8 protein-coding genes and 1 riboswitch are annotated in these 16,050 nt (G+C 65.7%); of the genes, 6 read left to right on the top strand and 2 right to left on the bottom strand.

The window, feature by feature from the left end; genetic code table 11:
• Positions 1-5: 5 nt before the first annotated feature.
• Entirely contained in the window at positions 6-1,376 is a 1,371-nt protein-coding gene (locus LQE90_RS01715) for an ATP-grasp domain-containing protein (RefSeq protein ID WP_216528620.1), read from the bottom strand.
• A 690-nt stretch (positions 1,377-2,066) separates the two neighbouring features.
• Positions 2,067-2,159: riboswitch (SAM riboswitch) on the top strand.
• A gap of 8 nt (positions 2,160-2,167) precedes the next feature.
• Here LQE90_RS01715 and metK point away from each other — a divergent pair.
• The 6 genes from metK to rlmKL all read left to right on the top strand — a co-directional run bounded on the left by metK (position 2,168) and on the right by rlmKL (position 15,247).
• Positions 2,168-3,433 carry a methionine adenosyltransferase gene (metK, locus tag LQE90_RS01710; protein WP_216528619.1) on the top strand — a complete coding sequence of 422 codons (1,266 nt, stop codon included), beginning with the start codon at positions 2,168-2,170 and terminating at the stop codon, positions 3,431-3,433.
• 188 nt (positions 3,434-3,621) lie between these two features.
• Positions 3,622-6,006, top strand: coding sequence for a replication restart helicase PriA (gene priA / locus LQE90_RS01705; protein ID WP_216528618.1), 2,385 nt, complete (start codon positions 3,622-3,624; stop codon positions 6,004-6,006).
• 113 nt (positions 6,007-6,119) lie between these two features.
• Complete coding sequence (locus tag LQE90_RS01700; RefSeq protein WP_225749303.1) at positions 6,120-8,912, top strand: ATP-binding protein; 2,793 nt, start codon at positions 6,120-6,122, stop codon at positions 8,910-8,912.
• Between the two features lie 144 nt (positions 8,913-9,056).
• Positions 9,057-11,339 (top strand): bifunctional diguanylate cyclase/phosphodiesterase, encoded by a 2,283-nt coding sequence (locus LQE90_RS01695; RefSeq protein WP_216528617.1) that lies wholly within the window; start codon positions 9,057-9,059, stop codon positions 11,337-11,339.
• 131 nt (positions 11,340-11,470) lie between these two features.
• Positions 11,471-12,706, top strand: coding sequence for an RNA polymerase sigma factor RpoD (rpoD, locus tag LQE90_RS01690; protein ID WP_114565859.1), 1,236 nt, complete (start codon positions 11,471-11,473; stop codon positions 12,704-12,706).
• A 213-nt stretch (positions 12,707-12,919) separates the two neighbouring features.
• A complete protein-coding gene (gene rlmKL / locus LQE90_RS01685) occupies positions 12,920-15,247 on the top strand; it encodes a bifunctional 23S rRNA (guanine(2069)-N(7))-methyltransferase RlmK/23S rRNA (guanine(2445)-N(2))-methyltransferase RlmL (protein WP_114565858.1) in 2,328 nt (775 codons plus the stop codon).
• A 96-nt stretch (positions 15,248-15,343) separates the two neighbouring features.
• Here rlmKL and LQE90_RS01680 read toward each other — a convergent pair whose 3' ends face one another.
• A complete protein-coding gene (locus LQE90_RS01680) occupies positions 15,344-16,015 on the bottom strand; it encodes a LemA family protein (RefSeq protein ID WP_181792504.1) in 672 nt (223 codons plus the stop codon).
• Positions 16,016-16,050 lie beyond the last annotated feature (35 nt).

The raw sequence follows: 16,050 nt of genomic DNA, 5'->3' as shown, positions 1-16,050 counted from the left end.
CTCCCTTAGTCCTTGTCAACCCAGATGGTGGCGGCGGTCATGCCCTGCATGTCCTTCGAGATGGTGGGCAGGGGCCCCAAGCGGCTGAACACGCCCTGGAACACGCCGTCGTACAGGTACAGGCCGTTCAGGTTGTTGTACATCTGCGGATCGAAGGGCACCTGGTCGTCGGAAAGCCCGTCTATCCCCGTGTCCGGCGGCAGCGTGAGCGTCTTGAAGGGGCGGATGTAGCGCTGCACGATGAAGGGGTAGCCCGCGCGTCCGTTCGCGAAGCGGTCGACCAGCTCTTCCCAGCGTTCGGGCGAAACGGCGCAGCCTGCGTAGACATCGTCGGCCCCGTAGTGGTCGGTGGGCTTGATGATCCATTCGTCCTTGTTCGCGCGGATCTGATCGACGTTGACGTGGTCGTCGTCCAAGAACGCGGTCAGGGGCACGGTTCTCTCGACGAACGAGATCTCGTCGGCGTCCAAGAACTCGATGGTGCGCTTGTCGAACAGAGCTTTGAATATCTGCTTGTCGTGCACGATGTGCCCGGCGAAGCTGCCGATGAGCGCCACCTTCTCTGCGCGCACGGCGTTGATGAGCTGCTGCGAGTCGTCCCAATGGTCGATGACGTCGTTCGTGACGCAGCGGCGCCAGATGGCGTTGACGGGCTTGCCTTCGGCGTCGCGCAGCGTTTCGCCGTCGAAGCTCAGGTCGCGCACATCGGCCACGACGCAGTCCACGCCGCGGCGCTTGAACAGCTCGGTGTAGATGTGGAACTCGTCGACCACGCCGTTTTCCAGGTAGTCGCAGATGGCGAAGCGGGGGTTCTCCACCTTGTGCTCGTAGGTTTCGTAGATGGACAGAAACGCGTCGACCCAGGACTCGAACAGCTCGCAGCCTTCCACGCGGTGGTTGCGGGAGAACGCTTCGAATGCGGGAGAGCTCGCGATGGAGTTCGTGATCTCGCGGTTCTCGTTCATACCCGAGGACCCGTCGCCGTTGAACTCGCAGAACTCCATGCGGTAGTCGTCTTCGTTCAGGAAGGTGTCCACGCGCGCGAAGGGCAGCAGGGAGTCGTAGCCGCGCGGCAGCAGGATGAGCTCTTCAAGGCGCGGATCGAAGTCGAACACGCGGCGGTACTGGGGGTCTTCCAGGTAGCGCGCGATCACCTTGCACAGGATGCGGTGCGAGGTTTCGGCCGTTTCCTTCATAGTGCGGTACGTTTGCGCGTTGAACAGGCGCGGGACGTACGAGCAGGCCACAACGCGGTGGTGCACGATGGCGGTGGAGCTTTGCATGTAGTCGTACGCGGCGCGTCGGCCGGCTACGTCGCCGTCAAGGCGCTCGAGGATGTCGAAGTACTCGCGGGTGTATTCGGCGTTGGTTGGCATGGCGATCCTTTCGCAGACCCGCCCGTGGAAGCGTCGGGCAGGGGGTTCACGTTTGGAAAAAAGTGTAGCACGAGCCGATCGCCCGCATCGAGGCGGTTGCCGTATCGCCACAGGAACGGCGGCGGCGCGAGGCTGGGGCGGGTTCCGCCGGCCCGCACCCCGCCGACCGCCGACCCCTCCCATAGTCTTGCGCACGGGCCCCGCCGGTCCGCCGACCCCTCCCATGGCCCCGCGCACGGCCCCCTTTCTCTCACTCTCTCGTGGCCCCGCGCATGGGTCCCGCCGGCCCCTTCTCATAGCCTTGCGCGCGAAAAACCGCGTTTGCTGGCAGGTTCTGACGGTTTGAGGTCGTCGGAGGCTCCCTTGCTTTTAATAGCAATCGAGCAGTCTCGCGTTACACCAGGTCAGAAAGCTATAGTAAACCGATGGGTGTTCGGGCGCGTCTCATCGCGCTTCGACAACGACCTCAAACCGTCAAAACCTGCCACGGAGGGCGGTTTTTCGTGCGCAACGGGGCGAGGGCGCGGTTCGGGGCTGCGCTCGCGCGCCCGCGTGCGGCAAGGGCGCGGCTTCGGCGGTTCATTCCGTGGGGACTCCGCGGGGCGGGGTCTTCTCCTCTTGCGCGAATAGTGCTTTCAGGGTACCATCGGCAGGGTTTCACGGGGATTCCGGCCATGTGCGCGGTTCTCTGTTTTATCAAGAGTCGGGGGAGAGAGTTGGCTCTGAGATCCCGACACCAACCTGGCGGATACGCCAAGGTGGTCCGGCCTACAGCGATGAAGGAGGAACTTATGGCCGAAGAATGTTCTACGTACCTGTTCACGTCCGAGTCCGTCACCGAGGGTCATCCCGACAAGGTGTGCGACCAGATATCCGATGCCGTGCTCGACGCCATCCTGGCCAAGGAGATCGAGCTGGCGGCTCAGGGCTACATCGCCCCCAGCGGGCAGCCCGCCGATCCCGCGCAGGTGCGCTGCGCCTGCGAGACCATGGCCACCACCGGCATGGTCATCGTCACGGGCGAGATCCGCACGCAGGCGTACGTCGACGTGCCCGCCATCGTGCGCGAGGTGCTGCGCGACATCGGCTACGACCGCGCGAAGTACGGCTTCGACTGCGATACCTGCGGCGTGCTCAACGCCATCCACGACCAAAGCCCCGACATCGCCCAGGGCGTCGACGAAAGCTGGGAGGCCCAGCACGGCCTGGCCGAGGACGACCCATACGAGCGCATCGGCGCGGGCGACCAGGGCATGATGTTCGGCTACGCGTGCGACGAGACGTCCACGCTCATGCCCATGCCCGTCTACCTGGCGCATCGCCTGGCCGAGCGCCTGACCGAGGTGCGCAAGAGCGGCGTCATGCCGCATCTGCGCCCCGACGGCAAGACCCAGGTGTCCGTGCGCTACGAGGACGGCCGTCCCGTGAACGTGGAGAAGGTGGTCGTGTCCACGCAGCACTCCGAGGCCATCGCCCATGACGAGCTGCGCGCGCAGATCATCGCGAACGTGGTGGAGCCGGTGTTCGCGCACGAGGGCGTGGAGCTGGCCGCCGACGCCGAGATCCATGTGAACCCCACCGGCCGCTTCGTCATCGGCGGCCCCATGGGAGACGCGGGTCTGACTGGCCGCAAGATCATCGTCGACACCTACGGCGGCATGGGCCGCCACGGCGGCGGCGCGTTCTCCGGCAAGGACTGCACGAAGGTGGACCGCTCGGCTGCCTACGCGGCGCGCTGGGTGGCCAAGAACGTGGTGGCCGCGGGCCTCGCGCGCCGCTGCGAGGTGCAGGTCGCCTACGCTATCGGCATGGCCAAGCCCGTCTCGGTGATGGTGGACACCTTCGGCACCAACGCGGTGCCCGAGGCCGACATCATGGCCGCGATCGAGCAGACCTTCGACCTGCGCCCCGGCGCCATCGTGGACGCGCTCGACCTGCGCCGCCCCATCTACCGCAAGACGGCCGCCTACGGCCACTTCGGCCGCGAGCTTCCCGAGTTCACCTGGGAGCGCACCGATAAAGCCGACGAGCTGCGGAAAGCCTGCGGACTGGCATAGCCTGCGCTTCGCTGATGGAAAGAGGTCGCCCGTTGCGCGGTTCGATGCGCGAGGGCGGCCTCTTCTTATTGTAAGAGGCGATCGAGCTATAAAAGGAGATCGAGCCGGTCGAGAGCGCATGGGCTAGCGAATGGGGAAGGGCGCAGGCGCGTTTCGGAGTGAACGAGGACATAGGATATACTGAAGATATGAAACTCGCATCGATCATCCTGGACATACCCACGCAAGCGCTCGACGCGCCCTACACGTATGCCGTGCCCGAGGACGAAAGCGGCGACCATCCTGTCGAGGTGGGCTGCGCTGTGCTCGTGCCGTTCGGCCATCGGCGTGCGATCGGCTTCGTGATAGGTATCGAGGAACGCGAAGACGGCGACTATCCCGAAGGGCTCGACCCCGCCAAGCTCAAGGTTATCGTGCGAGCGGTGAGCCGCCCGTATTTCCACGAAGAGGGCGCCGCCTGCGCCCAGTGGCTGGCGCAGCGCTACATCGCTCCGCTCTCGTCGTGCGTGCGCCTGTTCACCCCGCCGGGCGGGGTGCCGCGCATGGTGCGGTCGCGCGAGGGCTACTGGCGCCTGGAAGAGCCCGCCGTGGGGGAAGTGGACGATCGCTGGGTGTTGCCGGGTGCGGCCTTCGACACGTTCGAGCCTCGGAAGAACGCCGTCAAGCAGGCTTCCATCGTGGAGGCCCTGCGCGCGGGCGAGCTGCGCGTAGCCGAGCTGTCGGCCGAGTTCGGCGCGGTGTCGGCTCCGTTGAAGACGCTCGAGAAGCAAGGCGTCGTGCGCATCGAGCATCGTCGCCGCATGCGAGGCTTCGCAGCTCCGTCGGAGCCTGCGGGCGCTGCGAACGCTGCGAACGCCCTTGCCGACCCGCTGCGCCAACCTGCGGGCATGCAGCCTGCGAGCGGCTTCGCCCCTTCTCCCAAACCGCCGCTCACGCAGGGGCAGGCGGCGGCGCTCGCCGTCATCGATGCGGCGCGCGAGCGCGGCGCGGGCGAGGTCGTGCTGGTGGACGGCGTGACCGGGTCGGGCAAGACGGAAGTGTATCTCCAGGCCATCGAGGCGACGCTCGCCGCGGGGCGCACGGCGTGCGTGCTCGTGCCCGAGATCTCGCTCACTCCGCAGACGGTGGGCCGGTTCCGCGGCCGCTTCGGCGACACCGTGGCCGTCATGCACTCGCGCATGAGCCAGGGCGAGCGCTACGACCAGTGGGACTTCATTCGCTCGGGCGCGGCGCGCGTGGTGGTGGGCGCTCGAAGCGCCCTGTTCACGCCGCTTTCCAACCTGGGGCTCCTTGTCATCGACGAGGAGCACGAGGGCTCTTACAAGCAGGACAGCTCGCCGCGCTACCACGCGCGCGACGTGGCTGTATGGATGGCGCGCCGCGCGGGCGCGGCCGTGGTGCTCGGGTCGGCCACCCCTTCCATCGAGGCGCTTCACGCGTGCGCGAAGGATCCCCGATGGCATCATGTCGAGCTGCCCGAGCGCGCGAACGGCAAGCCCTTGCCCGCCGTTCGCGTCGTCGACATGGCGGTGGAATTCAGCGGAGGCTCCCGCTCCATGTTCTCGGGCGCGCTCTCCCGTGCGCTTGCCGAAGAGCTTTCCGCTGGTCGAAAGGCGGTCCTGCTGCTCAATCAGCGCGGATTCGCGAAGTTCTTGCTGTGCCGGGAGTGCGGGTTCGTGCCGGAATGCCCGTCCTGCTCCACATCGCTGACCTATCACGAGCGGGGAAGCTTCCTCATCTGCCATCACTGCGGCTACCGCATCGCGGTGCCCCCGGTCTGCCCCGAATGCGGCAGCCCCTATCTCAAGAAGTTCGGTGCCGGAACGCAGCGGGTCGAGGCCGATCTGCGGGTTTTGCTGGACGAGACCCCCGGTGTGGGCCCTGGGGTTCCCATCGTGCGCATGGACGCCGACACGACGTCGGGCAAGGGCGCCCACCAGCGGCTTTTAGAGGAGTTTGCCGCCGCCGACGCCGCTGTGCTTTTGGGCACGCAGATGATCGCGAAGGGCCTTGACTTCGAAGACGTCACGCTGGTGGGCGTCATCAACGCCGACACCATGCTGAAGCTTCCCGACTATCGAGCCGCCGAGCGCACGTTCGACCTTGTGGAGCAGGTGGCCGGACGCGCGGGGCGCGCCGAGCTGCCGGGGCGCGTGCTCGTGCAGACCTACGAGGCGGACGCCGCCCCCATCCGGGCCGCGGCGTCGTACGACCGCGCGCTGTTTCTGCGCGACGAGCTGCCGAAGCGGCGCCTGTTGGGGTACCCGCCGTACGTGCGCATGGCGAACGTGCTGATCTGGGGCAAGGACGAAGCGGCGGTGCGCGGGGCGGCCCAGCAGCTGCAGCAGGGGATCGAGCAGGTCGTGCGCGATTTCGGCGGTGACGACTGGACGGTCCTGCCCGCTACGCCGTGCGTTCTCGCGAAGCTGCGGGGCACGTATCGCTGGCACATCGTGGTGAAGTGCCCGCCGGAGGCCGACCTCTCGGCCGTGCTTCTTCCGTACTTCAGGCACCGCAAGCCCGACAAGGACGCGAACGTAGCGATCGACGTGGATCCCGACGATCTGCTGTAGGCGGCCTTTCGCAGCCGCGCGGCCCGTAGGTTTACAGTTTCAGCTGCGTCTTCCCTTGTCGTGGTATTCTGGGTGCCCTACAGCTGATTCGACTGGAAGCGGTACCGCAGGCGATGGAGGAGGTTCGAGCCGTGGGGAAATGGGCGAAGCGCATCGCGTGCGCACTGGTGCTCTCGGCGATGCTGGCCGTCGCGTTCGCTGCTCCTGCGGTTGCCGACGAGCGGGCTTCGTCGTCTCGCGGGCGCGTGGTGAAGGTGGCGTTTCCTCCGTCCGAGGGCTTGAGCATGGTGGACGACCAGGGGAATCGCAGCGGGGTGCTCTTCGACTGGCTCACCGAGATCGCGAAGTACACCGGTTGGGAATACGAATTCGTCGACGGAGACATCGACAACTTGATCGATCGGCTGCGCGATGGCGAAATCGACCTGGTGGGCGGCATGTTCGTGCGCGAGCAGCTTGCCGACTCCCTTGACTACTCGACCTACAGCATGGGCTCGAACCGCTCGCTGCTGGCGTGCGCGCAGGACAACGACGCCGTTGCAAGCTTCGACTTGAGCACCCTGGACGGCGCGACGATCGGCGTGTACGAGAAGGCCGTCGACAAGAACAAGCGGCTCGAGAGCTTCCTGAGCCTGAACGGCCTTTTCTGCACGCTTCTTCCGCTTGACTACGCTTCGTACAAAAGCTGCCTCGACGACGGCACGGCCGACGTCATGCTGACCGGGGACACGGATTTTCCCGGCAACTGCAAGGTCGTCGCGTCGTTCGGCGGCGAGCCGCAGTACTTCGCCCTTGCGAAGGGAAGCGACCTGCTGCCCGAGCTCGATGCCGCAATGGCCCAGGTGTACGCAGCCGACCCCGGGTTCGCCACCAAGCTTCACGACGCCTATTTTCCCCAGATGTACCGGTTCCCCCTTGAGCTTTCCGCCGACGACCGCGCGTACGTTGCGGGCCGGGGCGAGGTCAGGGTGGCCGTGGTGGCGGGGCAGTATCCTTTGTACTACGACCTTGAGGGATCGTACCGAGGCGTGGTGAAGGAGGTCTTGGGCCTGGTGTCCGAACGGACGGGCTTGACGTTTCGGTTCGTCCACGCAAGCACGTACGAAGCCGCGCTCGAGCTGGTGGCGTCGGGCGAAGCGGACGTGCTGGGCGGATTCCAGGGCGACGAGCGCACTGCATCCGAGCGCGGTCTGGCCCTGACGGCAAGCTATGCATCCTTGGACGGAGTGGTGCTCAGGAGCAAGGCGGGGTCCCAGCGAAGCGAGGGCCTGGTGTTCGCGCAGCTGGAGGGGCTTGCCGACCCGAAGGGCCTCGACGTGGCGCGCGTGGTGCGCTATGCGACGTACGAAGAGTGCTTGTCGGCCGTGAACGAGGGGCGCGCCGACCTAACCAGCATGCCCGCCTCGTGCGCCGAGAGCCTGTTCGTCGAGCGTTCGTACGCCAACGTTGCCCCGGCAACGTCGGAGCACGACGACGCCGTGTTCTCCGTGGCGTTGCCCAAGCCCGTGGACGCGTCTTTGTACGCCGTGCTGAACAAGGCCGTGAACAGCTTGTCGAGCGACGAGCTTGACGCCATCGTGTCCCGCAACTCCACGCCAGTGACCTCGCATCGCGCCACCATCGAGTCGTTCGTGGCGCAAAACCCCTTTCTCGTGGTCACCATGGTGCTTGTGTTCGCCTTGCTTTTGGGGGCCATCGGCGTTGTGGTGTCGCTGTCGAAGGTGCGCGCCCGCGTGATGGCGATCAAGCTGGAGAAAGCGGAGGAGTCCGGTCGCGAGAAGGCGGACTTCCTCTCGCGCATGTCGCACGAGATACGCACGCCCATGAACGCCATCATCGGGCTTTCCAGCGTGGCGTCGCTGTCGGGGGAGGCCACGCCCGCCATCCGCTCCAGCCTTGAGAAGATCAACACGTCGGCCCAGTTCCTGCTCTCGCTTGTCAACGACATCCTGGACATGTCGAAGATCGACAACAACAAGATGCGCATCGAGGTCGCTCCCATGCGCCTCCGCTGTCTGGCCGAGCGCCTGGAGAGCATGTTCTGCATGCAGGCCGAGGAGAAGGGCGTGCGCTTCGAGGTTAGCTGCGGCGTGGACGAGGGCGTGGTAGGAGACGACGTGCGTCTTCAGCAGGTGCTGGCGAACCTGCTGTCGAACGCGTTCAAGTTCACCGACAGCGGCGGCTTCGTCCAGCTTTCCATCAAGGAGCTGCGCCGAGACGACGCGAGCGTGCGCCTTCGCTTCAGCGTGAAAGACGACGGCGCGGGCATTCGCGAAGAGGATCTGGGCCGTATCTTCGATTCGTTCGAGCAGGCCGCCGAGAACCGTCGCAACGCTCAGGGAACCGGCCTGGGACTTGCCATCAGCAGCAGCCTCGTGCGCCTTATGGGCGGCTCGCTCGAGGTTCGAAGTAGCTTCGGACGGGGGTCGGAGTTCTTCTTCACGATCGATCTGCCGCTTGCCGAAGAGGGGCAGGCTCCGCTGGGCAAGGCTGTCCTGTCGCCTGAGAACGCCCCTGCTTTGAAGGGATCGCACGTCCTTTTGGCCGAGGACAACGATCTGAACGCCGAGATTGCGGCGGCTTTGCTTGAAATGCAGGGCGTGTCGGTGGATCGAGCGGCGGACGGGCGCGAGGCGATCGACCTGTTCGAGGCTTCGAAAACGGGAACGTACGATTTCGTGCTCATGGACGTGAGGATGCCGGTGCTCGACGGGCTGGCCGCCGCGCGCGCCATCCGGTCGCTTGACCGTGCCGACGCGCGGACGGTTCCCATCGTCGCCTTGACCGCCAACACGTTCCAGGAGGATCGGGAGGAGGCGCGCGCCGCCGGCATGGACGGCTTCGTGCCCAAGCCGTTCGACGCCAACCAGCTCTACGATGCGCTGCGCGTCTTCCTGAGCCGATAGGCATGCTTCGGTCCTGCGATTGCGCCTTGCACGCTGCGGCTCGCTTTGCAATAATGGGGAATTAGGTCAACGGAAGTTGCTAAGGCGCGCTCACTTGAATCCGGGGTCTTGCGAAGGCGCGCTTCACCGTTAAAAGGGGATATCGTGAAAGCAATCCTGCAAGGGAGCTACCTGCGCGTGTTCGCTGCCGTGTTCGCGGTTGTGGCGCTTGCGACGGGCGCGGTGTGCGCGATCACGCTCGTGCGCGGCGAGCAGGTGGTCATGGAGGAGACCGAAAGCTACCTTGCCGAGCTGTCCCAGCAAACTACGTACAAGATCAACCAGCGCATGAGCTTCAACGTGGAGCTTCTCGAGCATCTTGGCCGGCAGCTCAGCGTGATCGACGGCGACGACGAAAGCCGCGCGGCCCTTACGGAGACGTTGGTCGACGGCGGGCCCTTCAGCTGGGTCGGGTACGCCGACCGAAGCGGGACCTTGACCGTTCCCGGCGCAGGCGCGGTCGACGCGCAAGGGTTCCGCGTGGTCATGGACGCAATCGAAGGGCAGGCTGGCGTCGAAGGCGATCTGGTCGAGGTGCCCGAGTTCAGCCCGGGCAAGGGCGCGCTGTACGCGGTTCCGGCCGTCGGCCCCAATGGCCTGGGGGCCGTGGTAGGGTGGGTCGCTCACGATTCGATGAAGCTGCTCTACAACACCGATACGGCCGACGGCGTGGGATTCGCCCATATCGTGTCGTCGGACGGGGATTTCATCTTGCGTTCCGAGAATGCGAACTCGCTCGGGGAGGACCGCAACTTCTTCGACGGCCTGCGCAACGAGGCCGTGGCATCCGAAGACGATATCGCTCGCATGGCGCAGGACATGCAGCGGGGGATGAGCGGTTGCTTGGGCTACACGGTGGACGGCCAGCTGCGCGAAGTGAACTACTACCCGCTCGATCTGGGAGGCTGGTACGCCATCTCGGTGGTTCCGCCTTCGCTGTACGCCACGTCCGTTTCGGATTATTCGACCTTGGCCATCATTGGAACGACGGTCTTGGCCCTGGTTTCCTTCGGCGCGTTCGGGGGCTGCCTGGCTTGGGCCACATCGCGCAAGAACCGCGAGATCAGCAGGCTGGCGTTCGTCGACCCGGTGACGGGCGGGCATACGGTTGCGCGGTTCGACATGCTGGTGACCGAGCGCATCAAGGATCGGTCGCCGTTTTCTTTGGTCGCGCTCGACATAGAGGACTTCCGCCTGGTCAACGACAGCTTCGGCAAAGCTCGCGGCGACGAGCTTCTGCGGTACCTGCACAAGGCCATTGCGGACGGCCTGCGCGAGGGCGAAGCCTCCGCTCGCGTGACGGCCGACCTGTTCAACGTCATGCTCGACGACACCGATCCGGAGCTTGTGCGCGCATGGCTCCACGAGCTGGCCGAGCGCCTCAACGCGTTCAACCGCGAGAACAACGCGCCGTACTTCGTCAAGCTCAACTGTGGGGCATGCGCCGTCGAGTGGCCGTGCGACATCGTCACCATCAGGGACCGGGCGAACACTGCCCGCAAAACCTCTGCTGCGGCGGGCGGGCACCTGTGCCGCTGCTCGTTTTTCAGCGACGTGGATCACGAACGGCTGATCCGCGAGAAAGAAATGGAAAACGAGATGGACCGAGCGCTCGAGCGCGGCGAGTTCATCTTGTTCCTGCAGCCCAAGATATGCCTGGAGTCGGGGCGGACCATCGGGGCCGAGGCGCTGGTTCGTTGGGATTCGCCGAAGCGCGGCCTGCTGCCTCCGGGCGAGTTCATTCCCTTCTTCGAGCGAAACGGCTTCGTGATAAAGATCGACCTTGCCGTGTTCGAGCAGTCGTGCAAGCTGATCCGCTCGTGGATCGATGCGGGCATCGAGCCTTTGCCGCTTTCGGTGAACCTGTCGCCGCTGCACCTGCACGACGATCGCTTCCTGGACGCGTTCGAGGAGATCCGCAAGCGCTACGACGTCCCTGCCGAGCTTTTGGAGTTCGAGCTTACCGAAAGCGTGGCGTTCGAGAGCCTTGACCTTCTGCGCGAAACCGTCCTGGGCATCCACTCCTTGGGTTTTCGCTGCTCGATGGACGATTTCGGCAGCGGGTACTCGTCGCTGAACGTCTTGAAGGACATTCCCGTCGACACGCTCAAGATCGACCGGCAGTTCTTCCTGGGCGACGAAAGCCGCTCCGAAGTGGTGGTGGGGTCGGTTATCGACTTGGCCAAGAAGCTCAACATGGGAACCATCGCCGAGGGCGTCGAGACCATTCCCCAAGTGGAGTTCTTGCGCAGCACCGAATGCGACGCCGTGCAGGGCTACGTGTTCTCCGCGCCGGTTCCCGTGGACCTGTTCGAGAAGATGACGTTCGGGCGCACGGGGTCGACGGGAGCGTCGGACGACGATGGCCCTGATCGTCCCGCGCGCTAGTTTGGTTGCGATTCGCCGACGTTTCTTGCTAAGCGCCAACACCTTGTGATATAGTGTTCGGCTGTATCTTTGCGCCTAGAGCGTGCATGTCTTCATGCCCTGTGCGCCATCCTGTTGGAAAGGAAGATCACGTGGCCCAAGCCTCTAAGAAACAGCCGGTACAAGCGAATGACCAAGCGAAAGCCCCGATTGAATCTGAGGAGATGCTTGACGACGACGCGCTCGACGTCGAACCGGACGTAAGCGCTACCGATACGCTCGAAGACGACAAACTCGAAACGCCCCTGTCCGAAGACGGCGAAGAGGACGAGGACCTGCTTGCGGGCATTCCCGAAGAAGAACTCAAGGCCGTCAGCGAAGTGCAGCTGCCGAAGGTGGGGGCCAAGAGCGGCCGCGTTCGCTCGTCGGTGCGCAAGCGCAACGCCGATGCGTCCGTGACCATGCTCACCGGCGACCCCGTGCGCATGTACCTCAAGGAAATCGGCAAGGTTCCGCTGCTCAACGCAGCCGAAGAGATCGACCTGGCCATGAAGATCGAGGCCGGCGTCGCTGCAAGCGAAGAGCTGGACAAGGCCGAAGACGAGGGCATCGAGCTCGAGCGCCGCGAGAAGCGCCGTCTCGGCCGCATCGAGCAGGTGGGCTTGGACGCCAAGCAGCAGCTCATCGAGGCGAACCTGCGCTTGGTCGTGTCCATTGCGAAGCGCTACGTCGGCCGCGGCATGCTGTTCCTGGACCTGATCCAGGAAGGCAACCTGGGCCTGATCCGCGCGGTCGAGAAGTTCGACTACACGAAGGGCTTCAAGTTCTCCACGTACGCCACGTGGTGGATCCGCCAGGCTATCACGCGCGCCATCGCCGACCAGGCGCGCACCATCCGCATTCCGGTGCACATGGTCGAGACCATCAACAAGCTGGTCCGCATTCAGCGCCAGCTTCTGCAAGAGCTCGGGCGCGAGCCAACGCCGGAGGAGATCGGCAAGGAGATGGGCCTGCCCGCCGAGCGCGTGCGCGAGATCCAGAAGATCTCGCAGGAGCCCGTGAGCCTGGAAACTCCCATCGGCGAAGAGGAAGATTCCCAGCTGGGCGACTTCATCGAGGACGACGCCGCCGTGGTGCCGCCCGACGCTGCGTCGTTCAGCATGCTGCAGGAGCAGCTGTCGAAGGTGCTCGACGGGCTGGCGGAGCGCGAGCGCAAGGTCATCGCTTTGCGCTTCGGGCTGGAAGACGGCCATCCTCGCACGCTCGAGGAGGTCGGACGCGAGTTCGGCGTTACGCGCGAGCGCATTCGCCAGATCGAGAGCAAGACGCTGGCGAAGCTGCGCCATCCGTCCCGCTCCTCGAAGCTCAAGGATTACCTGGAAGACTAAGGGCTCGGGCGGCTCGAACGCCGCCCGAGCCGTTCGACGCCGTAGCGCGGACCGGTTTTGCCGACGAGGCCCCGCGATGTCCGAGTTTTCGCCTTGTTGCCCTTCCCGCATGTCGCACGGCATGCGGGCTGCGGGGCGGAAGGCGACGGGCGTCGCGGGGCCTCTTTGCCGGCGCGCTGCTCCAACCTGCGATTTTACGATGGGACGTCACGTATGGAAAAATACAACCTCGAGTTGTTCGCAAGCTGCCTTTCCGGATTGGAAAAGCCGTTGGCCGACGAGCTGAAGTCGCTTGGAGCTAAGCGCGTGCGCCCCCTTGGCGGGGGCGTTGCCTTTTTCTGCGATATGCGCGGCGCGCTCAAAGCGTGCTTGTGGTCGCGGCTTGCCTCGCGCGTGACGCTCGTGGTCGGTCGCGTGAACGCGTCCGATGCCAATCTGCTGTACGAGGGCGCGCGCCGCTTGCCGTGGGAGCGGGTCATCGCTTCGGGGGCGAGCATGGCCGTGCAGGCGCACGGCATGAACGACCAGCTGCGCAACACCCGCTTCACCGCGCTCAAGGTGAAGGACGCGGTGTGCGATCGCTTGCGCGAGATGCGCGGCGAGCGTCCCGATGTGGACACCGATCAGCCCGACGTCGTGCTCGACGTGCGCATTCGCGAAGGGCGAGCGACTATTTCGCTCGATTTGTCGGGAGAGTCCCTGTATCGACGCACGTACTTGACGGCCGACGACGGGCCGGACGCTCCTTTGGAGTGCGCGCAGGCTGCGGGCCTGCTGGCCTTGGCCGGCTGGCACGACATAGCGGCATCGGGCGCCGCATGCGTCGATCCGACGTGCTCGGACGGCTCGCTCGTCATCGAGGCCGCGTCGGTCGCATGCGACCTCGCGCCCGGCCTTGCTCGCTCGCGCTGGGGGTTCTTCGGCTGGGCGGAGGCGGACGAGGATGCGTGGGGCGATCTTCTTGCCGAGGCCGACGAGCGCTTCGAAGCGGGGCTGGCGCGCGTAGCGGCGTGCGATACGCAGGATCCTTCGGCGCCGCCCGATTTGGCGTACGTGCGCTTCGCCGGGGCGACCACGTCGTCGCCTGCCATCGCGCGCGCCCGTCAGCGCGCCAAGCGCGCAGGGCTGCGCCAGGTTGTGAGCATCGAGCTGGGCGATGCCCAAAGCGCTCCCGACCTGGTGGAACGCGTGGGATCGGCGGCGGCGCGCGCACTGCGCGAAGCGATGGCCGACAGCGGTGCGGACGGCATGCAGGCTTCCGGGTTCTTGGTGGCAAGCGTGCTGCCCACCGGCGATCGCGCGCAATCGGAGGCGCGGCAGCAGGCCGAATCGGCCGCCTTCTCGCGCGCGTCTTCGGCGGCGGGTTCGGGCGCGACGTTCGCAGTGGCGGGCGGCGAGGGCATCGAGTCCCGGTTCGGCGTGGAGCCTTTCGAGCGGACGACGCTCGGCGCGGGCCGGGTGTCGGTCGAGGTGCTCGTGTTCGACGAGCCCCCGGTGGAGCCCGTGATCGTGACGGTGCCCGACTCCGCAGGCGGGGCCGAGCATCGCGTCGAGGTGTTCGAGTCCGCGTCCGAGCAGTTCGCTTCGCGTCTTCGCAAGGTGGCGAAAGAGCGTCGCAAATGGGCGAAGCGCGAGGGCGTGTCGTGCTATCGCATCTACGATGCCGACCTGCCCGACTACGCGGTCGCCATCGACCTGTACACGGGCGCGGGCCAGGCGTCGGGCAACACGTATGTGCATATAGCCGAATACGCTGCGCCCTCCACGATCGACCCCTCGAAGGCGCAACGGCGCTTCGACGACGTTCTGTCCCTGGCTCCCGTGGTGCTGGGCGTGCGTCCCGACCACGTGTTCTCGAAGGTTCGCTGCCGCGACAAGGGGGGCAGCCAGTACCGCGGAGCGGGAAGGCGCTCGTACGTGACCCACGTACAGGAGGACGGGTACCTGCTCGAAGTCGATCTGTCCGGCTATTTGGATACGGGCATGTTCCTGGATCATCGCCTGACGCGCGAGCTGGTGGGCGCGCGGGCCGCGGGAAAACGGTTCCTCAACCTGTTCGCGTACACGGGCACGGCTACCGTGCACGCTGCGGGCGGGCAGGCGGAGTCCACGTGCACGGTCGACCTTTCCCAAACGTACCTGGATTGGGCCGCGCGCAACATGGAGCAGAACGGCTTTACGGGCGAAGCGCATGCGTTCGAGCGCGCGGACGTCATGACGTGGATAACGGAGTGCCGCCGCACGCCGCGCAGGTTCGATTTGATCTTCGTCGATCCGCCCACGTTCTCGAATTCCAAGGCCATGGGCAAGCGCACGTGGGACGTCCAGCGCGATCATGTGGAGCTGCTTATCGGCGTGACCCGCCTGCTGGCCGAAGGGGGCGAGGCCGTGTTCTCGTGCAACCTGCGCAATTTCAAGCCCGACGAGGAGGCGCTTGCGAAGTACGGCGTGATCATCGAGGACATCACCGCGCAAACCATCCCGCACGACTTCGAGCGCAACCCGCGCATCCACAAGTGCTACCTGGTGCGCCGCGCGTAACGGCGCCGCTCGCATTGCTCGCTTGCAGCCGCTTGCCCACTCGGCAAGCGGCTTTTTTGCGCGGTGGGGAAGGGACGGGCCGTGCGGTTGCGCGCGCTACCGCCCGGTTCGATGCTGCGGCGCTTCTTCGAGCACCGTGTCGGATAGCCCGATGGCCCATAGCATGTAGGCGTTCATGATGCGGGGCGAAGCTTCCGCCAGCGCGGTGGAGCCGCTTGCGGCGGCCACGGCAAGGGGGTCGGACGCTTCGCGGGGCAGGTAGCGTTCGCGGGGCGCAAAGCCACGCTGCTTGGCGATGAGCAGCGTGGGAAACGTGCGCCCCGCGTTGCCGTACATGGTGACGCGGTTGTTGTAGAGTCCCTTGCAGGTTGTCATGCGGTCTTCCAGTTCCCCCAGCTCCTCTAGGAGAAGCGCGAAGGGCGCGCGCTCGAGCAGGGCGGGTGCGCGCCCTTCGATAAGGTCGAGCAGGTTGCGATGCGCCACGCAGAGCGCATCGTCGGCTTCTGCGGCGCGCGTCGGGTCTTCGGCGGCCTGCGCATCGGCGAAGGCGCGCTCGACGGCTTGCAGGGCGAAGAGGTCGTCCACGCCGTTCGTCCGTGCGGCGTCGGCTATCCGCGCCATGACGTCGTTTCGGCTGCGGCGGGTCGCTTGCAGCTGCTCCCACATGGCGTCCGACTCTCGACCAAGGCTGGCAAGGTTGCGCGCCAGGATGGCCATGACGGCGAAGGCGCCGGCAAGAAGGAAGGCGATGGGGATAAGCAACGTCAAGGCGTGCTCCTTCGGTTGGAGGGCCGCAGCGGGAA

Origin of the sequence: Paraeggerthella hominis, from assembly GCF_021044775.1 — a bacterium.
Classification (GTDB): domain Bacteria; phylum Actinomycetota; class Coriobacteriia; order Coriobacteriales; family Eggerthellaceae; genus Paraeggerthella; species Paraeggerthella hominis.
This window is presented reverse-complemented; position numbering and strand designations above follow the sequence as displayed.